The organism is Pseudomonas sp. S31 (genome assembly GCF_016648105.1).
Taxonomy (GTDB): Bacteria; Pseudomonadota; Gammaproteobacteria; order Pseudomonadales; family Pseudomonadaceae; genus Aquipseudomonas.
The window spans coordinates 12,883-28,298 of the sequence record NZ_JACVVE010000059.1 but is presented as its reverse complement, the minus strand read 5'-3'; the positions used below and the strand labels follow the sequence as shown (position 1 = coordinate 28,298).

The 15,416-nt window shown below is 64.5% G+C and carries 11 protein-coding genes; 5 read left to right on the top strand and 6 right to left on the bottom strand.

Going from position 1 to position 15,416, the window contains the following annotated elements; all coding sequences use genetic code 11:
- Nucleotides 1-100 precede the first annotated feature (100 nt).
- The 5 genes from IAE37_RS26925 to IAE37_RS26905 form a co-directional block, all read right to left on the bottom strand.
- The gene (locus IAE37_RS26925; RefSeq protein WP_201178490.1) at nucleotides 101-1,288 is read right to left on the bottom strand and encodes a PepSY-associated TM helix domain-containing protein; all 1,188 of its coding nucleotides are present in this window, start codon (nucleotides 1,286-1,288) and stop codon (nucleotides 101-103) included.
- A gap of 83 nt (nucleotides 1,289-1,371) precedes the next feature.
- Nucleotides 1,372-3,786: a TonB-dependent siderophore receptor gene (locus tag IAE37_RS26920; protein ID WP_201178493.1), complete on the bottom strand. Its 2,415-nt coding sequence runs from the start codon at nucleotides 3,784-3,786 to the stop codon at nucleotides 1,372-1,374.
- A 161-nt stretch (nucleotides 3,787-3,947) separates the two neighbouring features.
- A complete protein-coding gene (locus tag IAE37_RS26915; RefSeq protein ID WP_201178489.1) occupies nucleotides 3,948-4,913 on the bottom strand; it encodes a FecR family protein in 966 nt (321 codons plus the stop codon).
- A 4-nt stretch (nucleotides 4,914-4,917) separates the two neighbouring features.
- The gene (locus IAE37_RS26910) at nucleotides 4,918-5,421 is read right to left on the bottom strand and encodes a sigma-70 family RNA polymerase sigma factor (RefSeq protein ID WP_201178488.1); all 504 of its coding nucleotides are present in this window, start codon (nucleotides 5,419-5,421) and stop codon (nucleotides 4,918-4,920) included.
- Between the two features lie 84 nt (nucleotides 5,422-5,505).
- The gene (locus IAE37_RS26905; protein ID WP_201178487.1) at nucleotides 5,506-6,201 is read right to left on the bottom strand and encodes a GntR family transcriptional regulator; all 696 of its coding nucleotides are present in this window, start codon (nucleotides 6,199-6,201) and stop codon (nucleotides 5,506-5,508) included.
- Nucleotides 6,202-6,510: 309 nt separating this feature from the next.
- Between IAE37_RS26905 and lapG the strand changes: the two genes are divergently transcribed.
- Nucleotides 6,511-7,173 carry a cysteine protease LapG gene (gene lapG, locus IAE37_RS26900; RefSeq protein ID WP_236410189.1) on the top strand — a complete coding sequence of 221 codons (663 nt, stop codon included), beginning with the start codon at nucleotides 6,511-6,513 and terminating at the stop codon, nucleotides 7,171-7,173.
- A gap of 10 nt (nucleotides 7,174-7,183) precedes the next feature.
- Nucleotides 7,184-9,130: a cyclic di-GMP receptor LapD gene (gene lapD, locus IAE37_RS26895; RefSeq protein WP_201178486.1), complete on the top strand. Its 1,947-nt coding sequence runs from the start codon at nucleotides 7,184-7,186 to the stop codon at nucleotides 9,128-9,130.
- Between the two features lie 27 nt (nucleotides 9,131-9,157).
- Here the strand turns inward: lapD and IAE37_RS26890 are convergent, their stop codons facing one another.
- Nucleotides 9,158-9,499, bottom strand: coding sequence for a tryptophan synthase subunit beta (locus IAE37_RS26890; protein WP_201178485.1), 342 nt, complete (start codon nucleotides 9,497-9,499; stop codon nucleotides 9,158-9,160).
- A gap of 346 nt (nucleotides 9,500-9,845) precedes the next feature.
- Here IAE37_RS26890 and bcsP point away from each other — a divergent pair, with 346 nt between their 5' ends.
- Genes bcsP through bcsB form a run of 3 tightly spaced genes read left to right on the top strand, consistent with a single transcriptional unit; the run spans nucleotide 9,846 to nucleotide 15,414 of the window.
- Nucleotides 9,846-10,991 carry a cellulose biosynthesis protein BcsP gene (gene bcsP, locus IAE37_RS26885; protein WP_201178484.1) on the top strand — a complete coding sequence of 382 codons (1,146 nt, stop codon included), beginning with the start codon at nucleotides 9,846-9,848 and terminating at the stop codon, nucleotides 10,989-10,991.
- A complete protein-coding gene (gene bcsA, locus IAE37_RS26880) occupies nucleotides 10,988-13,156 on the top strand; it encodes a UDP-forming cellulose synthase catalytic subunit (RefSeq protein ID WP_201178483.1) in 2,169 nt (722 codons plus the stop codon). The genes bcsP and bcsA overlap by 4 nt, the downstream gene beginning before the upstream one ends.
- Nucleotides 13,153-15,414 (top strand): cellulose biosynthesis cyclic di-GMP-binding regulatory protein BcsB, encoded by a 2,262-nt coding sequence (gene bcsB / locus IAE37_RS26875; protein ID WP_201178482.1) that lies wholly within the window; start codon nucleotides 13,153-13,155, stop codon nucleotides 15,412-15,414. The genes bcsA and bcsB overlap by 4 nt, the downstream gene beginning before the upstream one ends.
- Nucleotides 15,415-15,416: the final 2 nt, after the last annotated feature.

Genomic DNA, 15,416 nt, shown 5'->3' with positions numbered 1-15,416 from the left:
GATGGTAGTGTGGGGTTTCCCCATGTGAGAGTAGGTCATCGTCAAGATTCAATCCCAAAGCCCCTGTCTGCGATGCAGACAGGGGCTTTGTCTTTTCCGGCTATCGAAGGCTGGCAACCTTGCGCGCTCTGCCCAGGCGCCGCGCCTGTAGCTTGCGCCACCAGATATACACTCCGGTGAACGACAGCACGGCGATCATCACACCCAGCAGCGCAATGAGGATCTGCCCGGTCATGCCGATGATCCGCCCGCCATGGATGGGCAATTGCAGCCGGTAGAACCGTTCCCCCCAGGTACCTTGCCCGGCAATCTCCGCGCCGAGCAGATGGCCATCGGTGCCATGGAAGAACAACCAGGATTTGCCATGGGCTTCGGTGTCATGCTGACCGAAGCCAGCGCCATAGAAGTTGTATTCGAAGCTGTAGTAGAGCTCGCCGATCGGTGCCGTCAGCCCAAGCCTTGCGCCTTCTTCCTGGGCCCGCAGGTACGCTTGCTGGTAGCTCAGCTGGGTTACCCCTAGCTGGTCGCTCGGCATCGCGCCGCGGGCCTCGTAGACGCTGGGTGCAACGGGTGAGAGCAGCGATACCACTGGCTTGAATACCTGCGCCGGCAGGTTCATCGCCACGCTGCTGACAGCGATCGGTAGCAGCAGCAACCACAGCCACAATCCCCCAGCCCTGTGGATATCCATGTTCAGCCGGTAGCTGTGCCCGCCCTTGATCTTCCATGCTGTCGACCACTTGCGCCAGAACGGGCGCCCACGGGGGAGGGTGAGCACCAGCGCGATGAAGCAGTCGACCACCCAGAGGATCGCAACCCCACCCATCAACAGCAGCCCCCAGTTGCCGGGTAGTGTCAGGCTGTAATGCAGTTCGAGGATGAACGGCATGAAGTTCTCGCGAGAAAAACAACAGTCGCCCCAGTAACGCTGCCCCAGGGTGGTTCCGCTGACGGGGTCGAGGTAGAAGACCGTGTTCTTCTCGGCGTAGGGCGTGCCGGTCAGCGGGTCATTGCGCGGCACCATCGCCAGCAACGCGGCATGCCCCGCTTCCTGTGGATATTCCATGTACCACACCTGCAGCCGAGGGTGCTCTGCCTGCAGCTTATCCACAAGCACGCCCGGCTGTTGGATCTCACCAATGGCAGGCGCCTCGTAGAACTGCGGGTTGAGCCACTCGTCCAGTTCGTGGTGAAAGGCCAGCAGGCTGCCAGTGAGCCCGGCCAGGGCCAGGAAGCCTGCGGTCAGCAGCCCCAGGTAACGGTGCAGCCATACATACAGTCGACGCATCTCGCAAAACTCCAGGAAACGCCAGAAACGAAAAAGCCAGCACCTGATATCAGGCGCTGGCTTGGTGATGCTCGGCAGCTGCGTTAGAACTGATAGCTGACCGTAGCGCTGACATTGCGCTCTTCGCCCATGTAGCAGTAGTTCAGGCTCGCGCAGGAGGCGATGTAGGTTTCATTGGTGAGGTTGTTGGCGTTCAGGCGCACATCCACGCCCTTGAGCCCGACCTTGCCCAGGTCATAGCCCACCGAGGCATCGAACAGGGTGTAGGAGGGCACCTTCATGCTGTTTTCCGCATCCACCCAGCTGTAGCCCACGTAGCGCATCCCGCCGCCCAGGCGCAAGCCATCGAGCGGGCCCTGGCGGAAGTTGTAGTCGGCCCACAGCGAGAACATCTGTTTGGGTGCCTGGGTTGGCGAGTTACCCTTGTTGTCCAGGCCTGGCGATACCAGGCTGGGCATCGACTTGGAGTACTCGATGTCGGTGAAGGTGTAACCACCCAGCAGTTTCAGGTTGTCGGTCACTTGCACATGCGCCTCGAGCTCCAGGCCCTGGGAGCGCACCTCCCCTACAGGGCGGTAGAAGTTTTCATCCGGCTGCTTGGAGGCAAGGTTTTCCTGCTCGATGCGGAACACCGAGGCGGTGAACAGGTTGTCGGTGCCCGGCGGCTGGTACTTGATGCCCGCCTCCCACTGGGTGCCCTCGGTCGGTGCCAGAGGGCGGCCGGTCTGGTCGGATACGGTGTTGGGGTTGAACGACTCGGAGTAGCTGACGTAGGGCGCCAGGCCATTCTCGAACAGGTAGAGCACACCGGCGCGGGTGGTGAAGTTCGAGCGGTCGTCGTTGACCTTGGTATTGCTGTCGCGATTCTCCTCGGAGACCTTCACCCAGTCCTGGCGCAGGCCCAGGGAGAAGCGCCACTGGTCCAGCTCGACCAGATCCTGCAGGTAAACCCCGGTCTGTTGCAGGCGCCGCTGGTAGCGGTTTTCGCCCAGTACCTGGAGGTTGCCCTGACCGTAGTGCGGATTACCCGCATCCAGCGGGTCGACCGTGCCGTAGCGCCACGCCACGTCGGCCTTGCGCCGCTGGTAGTCGGCACCGAGCAGCAGGGTGTGCTTGGCCGCGCCGGTGAAGAACTCGGCCTGCAGCATGTTATCGATGATGTAGGAATGCAGGCGCTCATCGCCGCCGGTGTAGGCGCGGTTCAGGATATTGCTGTCGGCATCCGCCCAGCCAGCTGAGTAGACCTGGTCCATGGACACATCGGAGTCCTGGTAGCGGAAGTTCTGCCGCGCGGTGAACACGTCATTGAAGCGGTGCTCGAACTGGTAGCTGAACGACTGCTGGGTACGCTCATAATTGTCGATCCCCGGTTCGCCCTCGAAGAAGTGGTCCGACAGGCGCAGGCCATTGCGCTGGTGCAGCATGCCATCGGCGGGGTTGCCGCCGTGGTAGCCGCCGTTGGGGTCGTGTTGCAGGTACGCCTGCAGGGTCAGCGAGGTGTCTTCGGTGAAGTCGATGCTGATGGCCGGTGCAATGGCGTAGCGCTCTTCCTTGGTATGGTCGAACTGAGTGTCGGAGGCATCGGCCAAACCGGTCAGGCGGTAGGCGATGCGCTTGTCGTCATCCACCGGGCCGCTGAAGTCGAAGCCCATGCCGCGCTGGCCCTGGGTGCCGACGGTGGCCTGCACCTGGTGATACGGGGTGAACAGCGGCTTCTTGCTGGTCAGCGCCACCAGCCCGCCTGGCGAGCTGCGCCCGTAGAGCACCGAGGAGGGCCCCTTGAGCACGTCGATGCGCTCGAGGAAATACGGGTCCACCTGCATGGTGCTGTAGGTGCCGTTGTCGCCCATGGACTTCAGGCCGTCGAGGTAGATGTTGTCCACCGAGCCATCGTTGAAGCCGCGCATGGCCACGTAGTCGTAGCGATGGGTGGCCCCATACGGGTTGGTCAGCACGCCGGGGGTGTAGCGCATGGCCTGCGCCACAGTCTGCGAGCCCTGGTCATCCATCTGCTGGCGGGTGACCACCGAGACTGACTGCGAGGTTTCAACCAGCGGCGTGCTGGTCTTGGTCGCTACCTGGCTGTGGGTGGCGTTGTAGCCCTCCATGCTGCCCAACGCGTTGCCGAGGCTGAACCCCCGCACATCGGTGCTGGGCAGCGACAGCGCGGCGCTGTCCGCCTGGGCCTGGATCACGTAGCTGCGGCCGTCCTGGCTGACAGCTTCCAGGCCGGTGCCTTGCAGCAGGGTATGCAGCCCCTGTTCGGGCGAGTATTGCCCCTGCAGGCCTCTGGACTGCAGCTCGCCGGTGAGCTGCGGCGTGCTCGACAAGGTGATGCCGGCCTGACGGGCGAATTGATTGAGCACCTCGTTCAGTTGGCCCGGAGCGAGGGTATAGGTCTGGTTGGCCTGCACCGGCTCGGCAGCCAGCAGCAGCGAAGGGCCGCCCGCCAGGCCCAGCGCGGTGCCGAACAGGGCGGCACGTATCGACTTGCCCAGGCGGGTTGAATTGAGGACAGGTCGAAAATCATTCTCGACCGAGGGCTGGGCTGTGCGCGGTGCAATGGGCATGAAAGGGTCCGTGGTGATTGAGGGCAGAAGGCGTCGCTTACTGTCCTAGCCGGACACACCGGCGAAACCCGCCAAAAAAGTTGCTGACCTCAGGCCAGCCCCTCCACCCGGACCCACCAGCGTGTACGTTGCCGCAGCCGTACCGGCAATGTCTGCGGCAGCAGTTGCAGCAGGGCCTCGGGATCTTCCAGGCGAAACACCCCCGACAGCCGCAGGCTGGCGATGTCGTCGGCGCAGGTCAGATACCCATGGCGATAGCGGCTGACCTGGGTAAGGAAATCGCCCAGGCGCATGTCGCGGGTCACGATCAACCCTTCGCTCCAGGCCGTGGCGTCCATGTCGACCTGCTCCAGGCGCTGCGCGCCCTGGGCATCGATACGCCAGTCCTGGGCGCTGGACAGCCATTGCAACTCGCCGCCAGGTCGATGCAGTGCAACTCGCCCGTGGCTGACGTTGACGCGGGTGCAGTCGCTGTCCTGGCGCACGTTGAAACGGCCCTCGAAGCCCTCCAGCAGGGCCTCGCGGGTTTGCACCAGCAGCGGTCGGCCTGGGTTGGCCAGGGTGCTGCAAGTGAGCATCAGCTCACCTTGTTTCAGCCGCACCAGACGCTGCTCCTGGTCGAATGCCAGGTCCACTGCACTGCGTGTGTTCAGTTGCAGCAGCGAGCCATCGGGCAGGGTGAAGCTGCGGCGCTCGCCGGTGCCAGTGGCATAGTCGGAAGTCCAGGCTGCGACCGGCTCCAGGTCACGGGCCAGCCAGCCGGCCGTGCCGACCAGCGCGATGCCGCCCAGCAGCTTCAGCGCCTGACGCCGGTGCAAGCGCTGCTGGCTGGTTTCCAAGGTCTGCAAGGCCACGCTGGCACCGGGTACGGCACGCAGGTCGAGGTCCTGGTGCAGGCGTATCACCCGTTGCCAGGCTTGCTCATGCTCGTGCTGGGCGTCGCGCCATTGCTCGCATTGCTGCGCAAGACCGGGGTTGTTGCCACTCTCGCGCAAGCGCAGCATCCAGTGAATCGCCTGTTTCACCGCTTTGGCCGACGGTGCCGCGCTACTCATCGGCTCAGCACTCGTCTTCGTAGCGCAGCAGGTAGCAGTGGTACAGCGCATCGGCCACATGGCGCTCCACCGAGCGCAGGGAAATCCCCATGTGTTCGGCAATCTGCTTGTGGCTCAAGCCCTCGCACTGGGCCAGGAGGAAGGCCCGGCGCACCTTGGGCTTGAGGCCATCGAGCATGCGCGCGATGCGTTCGAGCAGTTCCAGCAGCAGTTCGCGGGTTTCGGCGGAGGGCGCCTGGGCCTCAGGGAGGTGCGCCAGTGCCTCGAGATAGGCCCGGTGCAGCTCTTCGCGTCGCCAGTGGTCGATCACCAGGCCGCGCGCCACGGTCCGCAGGAAGGCACGCGGGGCACTGAGCTCCAACGATTCGCGCCGCTGCAACAGGCGCACGAAGGTGTCCTGTGCCAGGTCCGCCGCATCGGCAGCATTGCCCAGCTTGCTACGCAGCCAGCTGTGCAGCCAGCCGTGATGATTGCTGTAGAGCGTGTGCACCGAGTCGTTGGAAGGCATGGCGGGCAGTATTATTAATGATAATGACTCTCATTGTTTGCCGGTAGCCGGTGGATTTGCAACTGGAATTTACCGGCGCAGTCACTACGCTGATGTGCCGGCCTGGCGGTCAAGGTAGGCGCGGATGGCCTGCGCCCCCTTGTTCAGGTGCGCCTCCAGAACCTGCACTGCCGTTTCCACCTGCCGCTGGCTGGCGGCTTCCAGCAGCGCCAGGTGATCGTCCTGGGTGAGCGTGCCCAGGCCCATGGCCGAAAGATGGAAGCGCAGGAAGCGCTCCTCTTCGTTCAGCTCGTGTTCGATCAGGCGCAGCAGCTTGTGGTTGCTCGCCTTACTGTACAGGGCCATGTGGAACAAGCGGTTGAGGCGGCCGATCTCGGCATGGGCGGTCTGGTTTTCCAGTTGCCGGATGTAGTCGCGAGCCGCCTCGATGTCATCGGCTTCGAGCCGTGGTATCGACTGGCGCAGTGCCTCGGATTCGAGCAGTATCCGCAGCGCGTAGGTGTCGACCGCGTCCTCGCCGATCAAGGGCGCGACCACTGCGCCTTTGTGCATCTCGACCTGCAGCAATCCCTGGGCTTCGAGTTGCCGCAACGCTTCGCGCACGGGCATGCGGCTGACGCCGAACAGGGTGGCCAGTTCCTGCTGGCGCACGGCGGTACCGGGCGGCAGTCGACCATCGAGGATGGCGCCACGCAGGCGCTCTTCGATCACCCCGCGGGCCTGGTGCGCGGGTACCTGTTCGCTGCCGAACACACTGCTCAGTTTGATTTTTGCCACCACGCGGGGATGCGCCTCGACGAAAACAGTAATTGGATCCAATCAACCTAGTAACAGACCCGTGGGCCTGTCAAACCGTCGCCATCCGAAGCGGGGCCAAGCCATGCGAAAACGCGGCTATCGTGTATCAAGTCTATGTGCAAAGGAAGCCGCATTACCGTGCCAGCCATGGTAAGTTTCGTCGAGCCGACCATCGGTGGCAGCCCCTTTCGGCGCTGTTGGCGTTTTGCCATGCCTGGGTGCACCATCAGCGTTTCGCAGCGGCTTGCACAGGTGTCGGCAGTGGCGGCGATCCGGGCCCTGAAACCTACGATGCTACGCCTGATCCTGGCCATGATGCTGGGCGGGATGGTCGTGCTCGGCCTTCACGCCGATTGGGACTTCGCCCAGATCAGCCAGCGTGCCCAGGCCCTGTATGGCCCGCTGGGCCAAGGCAAGCAGCGCATCGATGCCTGGCAGCGCCTGCTCGCCACCCAGGACCAAGGCAGCGAGATGCAGCGCCTGCAGGTGGTCAACCAGTTCTTCAACCAGCAACTGCGCTATGTGGAAGACATCGACCTGTGGCACGAGGTGGACTACTGGGCCACGCCGATCCAGTCGTTGATCAAGGGCGCCGGCGATTGCGAAGACTATGCTATCGCCAAGTATTTCAGCCTGCGGCGCATGGGTATCCCCAGCGACAAGCTGCGCATCACCTACGTCAAGGCGCTGACCCAGAACCGCGCGCACATGGTGCTGACCTACTACGCCAGCCCCCAGGCCGAGCCACTGGTGCTCGACAGCCTGATCGACGCGATCAAGCCCGCCAGCCAGCGTAACGACCTGCTGCCGGTGTATGCCTTCAATGGCGAAGGGATGTGGCTGAGCAATGCTGGCGGCAACAAGAAGGTGGGCGACACCAAACGATTGTCGCGTTGGCAGGATCTGCTGAAAAAAATGCAGGCCGAAGGGTTCGACGGCGAACCCGTGTACTGAAGGAGCGCCGATGTCACTGTTCAAGCAATTGCTGCTGGCTATTTGTCTGTTCCTGGTGGTCGCGTTCAGTGGCAGCTTCATGGTCAGCCTGGAAAGCTCGCGCAGCCAGTACGTCAACCAGCTGCGGTCCCATGCCCAGGATGCGGCGACTGCCCTGGCGCTGTCGCTCACACCCAACATCGATGACCCGGCGATGGTCGAGCTGATGGTCAGTTCGATCTTCGACAGCGGCTACTACTCCAGCATCAAGGTCATCGACGTGGCCTCCAACGCGGTACTGGTGGAGCGCCATGCCGAGGCGGACAGCGGTGGGGTGCCGGCTTGGTTCATTCGCCTGATCGGCCTGGCACCGGCGGCTGGGGACGCCATCGTCAGCCGCGGCTGGCAGCAGGCCGCGCGGGTCGAAGTGGTCAGTCACCCGATGTTCGCCCTCGGCAAGCTCTGGCAGAGCGCCCTGGGCAGTCTGGGCTGGCTGGTGCTGTGCGGGGTGGTCAGTGCGGTGCTTGGCGCGCTGCTGCTGCGCAGGCAACTGCGGCCGCTGGACTACATGGTCGAGCAGTCCCACGCGATCGCCCGCCGCGAGTTCCTCAGCCAGTCGAAACTCCCGCGCACACCCGAGCTGCGCCGGGTGGTGCAGGCGATGAACCAGATGGTCGAGAAGCTCAAGCAGCTGTTCAGCGAGCAGGCCGAGCGCAGTGAAAAACTGCGTGCCGAGTCGTACCAGGACAGCCTCACCGGGCTGGCCAACCGGCGCTATTTCGAGATGCAGCTCAATGCCCGGCTGAGCCCCCTGGAAGAGGTGCGGCCCGGTTATCTGCTGGTGTTGCGCGTGCGAGATCTGGCCGGCATCAACGCCCGCCTGGGCGGCCAGCGTGCCGACCAGCTGTTGCAAGCGGTGGCGGACCAGCTGCGCCAGGCCTGCGCCAACTTCCCGCCGACCCGCGACCTGATCACCCGCAGCCGTGGCGGCGAGTTCGCGGTGCTGGCGCCTGGCCTGGTGCAGGAGGAGGCCGTGCACTTGGCCCAGGCCCTGGAAGCCGGCTTGCACAGCCTGCACCAGACCGGCGCCAGCGACATCGACCCGGTCGCCTGTATCGGCCTGGCGCCCTACGTGCCCGGCGACTCGCCGCAAGCGCTGCTGCAACTGGCCGACGAGGCCGTGTCGCGCGCCGAAAGCCAGGGCCGGCCGACCTGGGTCTGCCTGGAACAGGGTGCCGTGGCCGAGGTGGTCGACAGCCGCCACGCCTGGCACCAGCGGCTCGACCAGGCACTGACCGAAGGCCGTTTCGAGTTGTTCTTCCAACCGGTGGTGGACAGCAACGAGCCGACGCGGGTGCTGCATTACAAGGTGATCTCCAGGCTCCATGACGAGCGTGGCGAAGCGCTGGCCGCCGGGCGCTTCCTGCCCTGGTTGGAGCGCTTCGGCTGGATGCCGCGGCTGGACCTGCTGGTACTGGAAAAAGTGCTCGCGCACCTGCGCGGCCACGACGAGGCGCTGGCCCTCAACCTTTCGGCAGCGACCGTCGCGGATGCCAAGGCGCTGCAACAGGTGTTCGACCTGCTGGGCCAGCATCCCGCGCTCGGGCCGCGGCTGACCCTGGAGATCGGTGAAGAACAGCTGCCGGAGCAGGCCGCGCTCGAACAGCTCACCCGGCATTTGCGCGGCTTGGGCTTCAGCCTGGCGCTGCAGCGCTTCGGAGGGCGCTTCAGCATGATCGGCAACCTGGCGCACCTGGGGCTGGCCTACCTGAAGATCGATGGCAGCCACGTGCGCAGTATCGATCACGAGCAGCACAAGCGCCTGTTCATCGAAGCCATCCAGCGCGCCGCACACAGTATCGACCTGCCGCTGATTGCCGAGCGAGTGGAGACCGAAGGCGAGTTGCAGGTGCTGCGGGAGATGGGGGTGCAGGGTGTGCAGGGGCGCTTGGTGGGCGAGCCTGCCCCCTGGCGCTGATGGGGGCCAGTGCAGGCAGCCCGAGGCTCAGATCAACCGATCTTCCTCCTCATCGGCGATCAGGTTGTTCAACCCTCCCAGCGCCTTGCGCGCCGTAGACCGGCTGAGCAGCTTGGTCTGGGCTCCCGGTGGCAGGTCGGTGATGCTGATCACGCCCTTGGTGGTCAGTACCTCGATCAAGTCCTCGAGCACGCGGATCATGTCCAGGTCGCTTTGCTTGAGCTGTTGCAGGCTGCTTTCGACGGCGTTGGCGGCGAACCAGGCCTGGACCTCGGCATGGTCGAGCGGGAGGATTTCGGTGAAGCCTTCGTAAGGGGCTTTCTCGACCCGCTGCAACAACCCCCGCTCGTCGCGTTGCACGTAAAACATGGTGTCCATCCTCGTTACAATGAGCCTGTGTGCGCAGCTTAGGCAAAGTTGCCGGGGTGTGCCTGGGGCCATTCCTGCTCAATATCCTTTTATGTTCTCCGAAGAAGAGTCTGACGACCGAGACGACCTCCGAGCGTCTGATCGGCGGGTGAACGCGCGCGCACGACTGTGGCGATTTGTCGCATGCCATCGATCATCTCTTGGCAATGGCAACTTGACATCGCTTATCAGGAGCGTTGTAAAATTGACATATTATAGTCGCGCCACCGAATATCGCTGGTTTTTTGACGTAAATTTGTCACGTGAACGCCTGATCTTTGACTAACCATTAAGTGTGCAGTAGCAGATGAGTGCCTCGAACGATATTCGTAGTTTGTTCAAGCAGTTTGGCGGACAACCTGAGCAGTATCAGGAGTTCACACGTGACGACAGTGCGCGCGGCTCCAACGTGCGCTGGCCGCTGCTGTCCGGCTCCAAGCCGGCTGCCATGCCTCCCGTGAGTGCATTCGAAGCCGCACCAGCCGTGGCTGCCCCTGCAGCCGAAGTGCCCGCCCCTGCGGCTGTGCCGCAGGCCCAGTCCGAAGCTTCCGACTGGTCGCCGGCCGGCCTGCGCAACCTGCTGGCCAAGCTCGCCGATGCGCCCGTCCCGGCGCCTGTCAGTGCGCCGGTAGTGGCCCAGGAGCTCCCCGACCTTGGGCATCTTCGCATCATCGCGGTGGTGTCTTCCAAGGGGGGAGTCGGCAAGACCACCCTGGCGGCCAGCCTCGCCAGCGCGCTGGGTCGCGCCGGGCGTCAGGTGGTTGCCGTCGACCTCGACCCGCAGAATGCCCTGCACCACCATTTCCAGCCGGCTGACACCCAGGCCAATGTCATGGAGGATGCCGGCATCGTGCAAGCGGGCCAGCCTTGGCAGGAGATGGGACGGCTCAGCGAAGACGGCGTGTTGGTGATTGCCCATGGCATGCTCGACGAGCAACGCCGTCCGGAATTCGAGCACGGCCTACAGCACGACCCGCTGTGGTTGGCGCGTCACCTGGCCGAGATGGACATCGCCGAAGGCGCCATCGTGGTCATTGATACCCCCCCTGGTCCGTCGGTATACCTGCGCCAGGCCTTGTCGGTGGCCAACCTGGCCATGGTGGTGAGCCTCGCCGATCCGGCGTCCTACACCTCGCTACCACAAGTCGACAAGCTGATTGCCGCCTATACCCAAGGTCGCGATACCTTTGCCGGCGCTTCCTATGTCATCAATCAGGTCGATCACTCGCGCCAGCTGAACAAGGACATCACGCAGATCCTGCGTGGCCTGTTAGGTAAACGTTTGCTCGGCATCGTCCACCGTGACCAGTCGATCAGCGAAGCGCTCGCCTATAACCGCAACGTGCTGGGCTATGACCCCAACGGTCGCGGCTGTCACGACATCCTCGACTGCGCGCAGGCGCTGATCGGACGTCTGGCCGTCGTCACCGCCGTCACTGCAGACGCGCAATGAACCGGGCCAAGGCAAACCTGCTCAAGGCAGGTGACGGCTGGCGTGCGCACAAAGCCTGGGACCTGCTGCTCGGGCTGGTGGCTCTGATCGTGCTGGTGGTCGTGGTCACCGTGCCGTTCGAGCTCGAGGAGCAGATGCTGTTCTGCGCCGCCTGCCTGGCCGGCACCCTCGTGCTGCGCCGCCGTGGTGGCCGCCTGGCGGTGCTGGCGATGACCGTGATGTCGGTGATCGCCTCGCTGCGCTACCTGTACTGGCGGCTGACGTCGTCGCTGGGCTTCGACAGCCCGCTGGACATGTTCTTCGGCTATGGTCTGGTGGCCGCCGAACTCTACGCGCTGGTGGTGTTGCTGCTCGGCTACGTGCAGACCGCCTGGCCGTTGCAGCGCAAGCCGCACCCGCTGCCCGCCGACAGCTCGCTGTGGCCGAGCGTCGACGTGTTCATCCCGACTTACAACGAGCCGCTGGAAATCATCCGTCGCACCGCCCTGGCCGCCCTGGCCATCGATTGGCCCCGCGACCGCTTCAACGTCTACGTGCTCGATGACGGGCGGCGTGACGAGTTCCGTCAGTTCTGCGAAAGCGCGGGCGTCGGCTACATCACCCGGGGCGACAACGCCCATGCCAAGGCCGGCAACCTCAACCATGCCTTGCGCCACACCGACGGCGAGTACATCGCCATGTTCGACGCCGACCACGTGCCGACCCGCTCGTTCCTCCAGGTGTGCATGGGCTGGTTCCTCAAGGACCCAAAGCTGGCGCTGTTGCAGACCCCGCACTACTTCTTCTCGCCCGACCCGTTCGAGAAGAATCTCGAGACCTTCCGCAGCGTGCCCAACGAAGGCGAGCTGTTCTATGGTCTGATCCAGGACGGCAACGACCTGTGGAACGCCACGTTCTTCTGTGGCTCGTGCGCGGTGATCCGCCGCAAGCCGCTGGAAGAGATCGGTGGCATCGCCGTCGAGACCGTCACCGAGGACGCCCACACCGCCCTCAAGCTCAACCGCCGTGGTTACAACACTGCCTACCTGCCGCTGCCGCAGGCGGCGGGCTTGGCCACCGAGAGCCTGTCCGGGCATATCGGCCAGCGTATCCGCTGGGCGCGCGGCATGGCGCAGATCTTCCGCACCGACAACCCGCTGCTGGGCAAGGGCCTGAACCTGGGCCAGCGGTTGTGCTACCTCAACGCCATGCTGCACTTCTTCTATGGCCTGCCGCGCCTGGTTTTCCTCACCGCGCCCTTGGCCTACCTGATGTTCGAGGCCCAGGTGTTCCAAGCGCCGGCCTTGCTGATCATGGCCTATGCACTACCGCACATCCTCATCGCCAGCGTCACCAACTCGACCATCCAGGGTCGCTTCCGTCATTCGTTCTGGAACGAGGTCTACGAGACCGTGCTGGCCTGGTACATCATGCGCCCGGTGCTGCTGGCGATGATCAACCCCAAGGCTGGTGGCTTCAACGTGACCGCCAAGGGCGGCATGATCGAGGAAGGCTACTTCGACTGGAAGCTGGCGCGCCCGTATATCGCGGTCCTGACCCTCAACCTGCTGGGCGCGGCGATCGGCGTGTACAAGCTGGCCTTCGACCCGGACGCCAGCGCCACTACCTTGCTGATCAACCTGGGCTGGACGCTGTACAACATCATCATCAGTGCCGCCGCCGTGGCCGTGGCCAGTGAAACCCGGCAGATCCGCGCCGAGCCGCGGGTGTTCGCGACCCTGCCGGCGACCATCGGCCTTGCCAATGGCAAGACCGTGGTCTGCACCACCAACGACTTCTCCCAGCGCGGCGTGGGCCTGACCCTGCCCGACGGCGTTTCGGTCGCCCGTGGCGAACAGGTGCAGGTGTCACTGTTCCTCGACGAACAGGAGTGCGTGCTACCCGCCCAGGTGGTGTTCAGCCGCGGCCCGACGCTCGGGCTGACGTTCCACGCACTCGACCTGCAGCAGCAATACGACCTCACCCGCCTGACCTTCTCGCGTGCCGATACCTGGGCCAACGCCTGGGGCCAAGCCGCCGACACGCCGCTGTCGGCTCTGCGCGAGGTATCGCGCATCGGTATGCGTGGGGTCGGTCAACTGGCCCGCGCCACGCTCGATGCGGCTCTCAACCGTATACGTCCTTCATCCCTCCCGTCTGGCGATCATCCTTCGAGGAATCCATGAGCCTCTTTGTCATCGGCATGCCAATACGCCGGCTAGCATTCGTGCTGCCGCTCTCCCTGCTGTTCCTCGCGGCTGGCCCTGCCGGTGCCGATGAGCAGGGCGCGGTCGAGCCCGTGGTCGAGAAGGCCGTGGCGAGCCAGAACGCCACGCTCAAGCAGCTTGGCGCGGGATACATCTTGAACCTGCGCGGCGTCGAAGGCAGCGACAGCGTCAACTTCGACGTGCGTGCCGACCGGGTGGTGACGGGGGCCCGGCTGAACCTGGAGTACAGCTATTCGCCAGCACTGTTGCCTGAGATGTCGCAGCTCAACGTGCTGGTCAACGACCAGGTCGCGGCGAGCATCCCGCTGCCCAAGGAAACCGCCGGCAGCCCGCAGAAGCAGGTGGTGGAAATTCCGGCGCACCTGATCACCGACTTCAACCGGCTGACCTTGCAGCTGATCGGCCACTACACCATGCAGTGCGAGGATCCTCTGCATTCCAGCCTGTGGGCCAAGGTCAGCAACGGTAGCGAACTGCAACTGCAACTCGCCCCGCTGGCGCTGCCCAACGACCTGGCATTGCTGCCCGCGCCGTTCTTCGATCGCCGTGATGCCCAGCGCCTTGAACTGCCGTTCGTGTTCGCCGAAACTCCAGGCAACACTCAGCTGGAAGCCGCCGCCGCGGTGGCCTCCTGGTTCGGTGCCCAGGCCAGTTATCGGGGTGCGCACTTCCCGGTACTGCTGGGCGAGCTGCCGGCCCAGGGCAACGCCGTGGTCCTGCTGAACGAAGGCCAAGCCGTGGTCGGCGTGCAGGGGGAGGCCACGGCCAAGCCCAGCGTGCGGATGCTCACCAACCCCAACGACCCCAACGGCAAGCTGCTGCTGATCGCTGGCCACGATGCCGCTCAACTCAAGCAGGCCGCCGCGGCATTGGTCGGTGGCAGCCGCGTGATGAAAGGTGAGCAGGCCAGCATCGAGGGTGTCAGCCAACTGCAACCGCGCAAGCCGTATGACGCGCCCAACTGGCTGCCCAGCGACCGCCCGGTGCAGCTCGGCGAGCTGACCGAAGCCAAGCGCCTGAGCGTCGCCGGTTACGACCCCGGTACCATCAACCTGCCGATGCGCCTGCCACCGGACCTGTTCACCTGGCGTGAAGCCGGCGTCCCGCTGCATCTGAAATACCGCTACACCCCGCAACCGGTGTCGAGCAATTCTTCGCTGCTGGTCAGCGTCAGCGGCAAGTTCCTCAAGTCGCTGCCGCTGCCTTCGCAGGAGCTCCTGAAGGACGACCAGACCCTGATGGCACGCCTCAAGCAGGATGAAACCCTCCTGCGCGAAGCCCACCTGACAGTGCCTCTGGCCAGCTTCCCGCTGCAGTCGTCGCTGCAACTGCGCTTCATGTACGACTACATCAAGCAGGGCGAATGCCGCGATATCATCATCGACAACATGCGCGGCACCATCGAGCCGACCTCGACCCTTGACCTGAGCGGTTATCGTCACTTCATCGCCTTGCCGAACCTCGGCGTGTTCCGCGATAGCGGCTTCCCGTTCACGCGCATGGCCGACCTGTCCGAGACCGCAGTGGTCATGCCCGATGGCTACGGCGCTGCCGAGATTTCGGCACTGCTCGATGTGGTCGGCCATTTCGGCGACTCCACCGGGCTGCCCGCCACTGCGGTCAGCGTGGTGCAGGCCGGCGATGATGCCGTGTTGCGCGGCAAGGACCTGTTGGTGATCGCCTCGGGCGGCAACCAGCCGCTGCTGCAGCGCTGGGCCGAGCACCTGCCGGCCGGCCTTGGTGGGCCATCACACTTCCAGCTGTCGGACTTGGCCTATCGCATGCGCGAGTGGGTCAGCGGCGACGAGCGCATCGACCAGCGCCGCTCGAACAGCAGCGTGGCCCTGGGCGCTGGCGCCGTGGACAACTACCTGACCGGCTTCGAGTCGCCACTGGACCGCGGCCGCAGCGTAGTGATCATTGCCGGTGGCAGCCCGCAGGGGCTCGGCGAGGTCACGGCGGCGATGAGCGCGGCCCAGGACGAGGACAACGCCATCCAGGGCAGCCTGGCAGTGGTCAACGGCACCCGGGTCAACTCGCTGGTGGCCGACGAGCAGTATTACGTCGGCGATCTCGGCACCTTCCGCTACCTGCAATGGTGGTTGTCGCGTCACCTGGGCGGCACCGTGCTGCTGACCGCCATCGGCGTGGGGCTGGCCAGTGTGTTGCTGTACCTGAGCCTGCGGGCCCGCGCCCGCGCCCGGCTGAAGGACTGACC

What these genes read in the sequence shown, in the direction of transcription:
- IAE37_RS26925 (WP_201178490.1), bottom strand. Translation starts at nt 1,288, where the DNA reads ATGCGTCGACTGTATGTATGGCTGCACCGTTACCTGGGGCTGCTGACC.
- IAE37_RS26915 (WP_201178489.1), bottom strand. Translation starts at nt 4,913, where the DNA reads ATGAGTAGCGCGGCACCGTCGGCCAAAGCGGTGAAACAGGCGATTCAC.
- IAE37_RS26910 (WP_201178488.1), bottom strand. Translation starts at nt 5,421, where the DNA reads ATGCCTTCCAACGACTCGGTGCACACGCTCTACAGCAATCATCACGGC.
- lapG (WP_236410189.1), top strand. Translation starts at nt 6,511, where the DNA reads ATGCTACGCCTGATCCTGGCCATGATGCTGGGCGGGATGGTCGTGCTC.
- lapD (WP_201178486.1), top strand. Translation starts at nt 7,184, where the DNA reads ATGTCACTGTTCAAGCAATTGCTGCTGGCTATTTGTCTGTTCCTGGTG.
- IAE37_RS26890 (WP_201178485.1), bottom strand. Translation starts at nt 9,499, where the DNA reads ATGTTTTACGTGCAACGCGACGAGCGGGGGTTGTTGCAGCGGGTCGAG.
- bcsP (WP_201178484.1), top strand. Translation starts at nt 9,846, where the DNA reads ATGAGTGCCTCGAACGATATTCGTAGTTTGTTCAAGCAGTTTGGCGGA.
- bcsA (WP_201178483.1), top strand. Translation starts at nt 10,988, where the DNA reads ATGAACCGGGCCAAGGCAAACCTGCTCAAGGCAGGTGACGGCTGGCGT.
- bcsB (WP_201178482.1), top strand. Translation starts at nt 13,153, where the DNA reads ATGAGCCTCTTTGTCATCGGCATGCCAATACGCCGGCTAGCATTCGTG.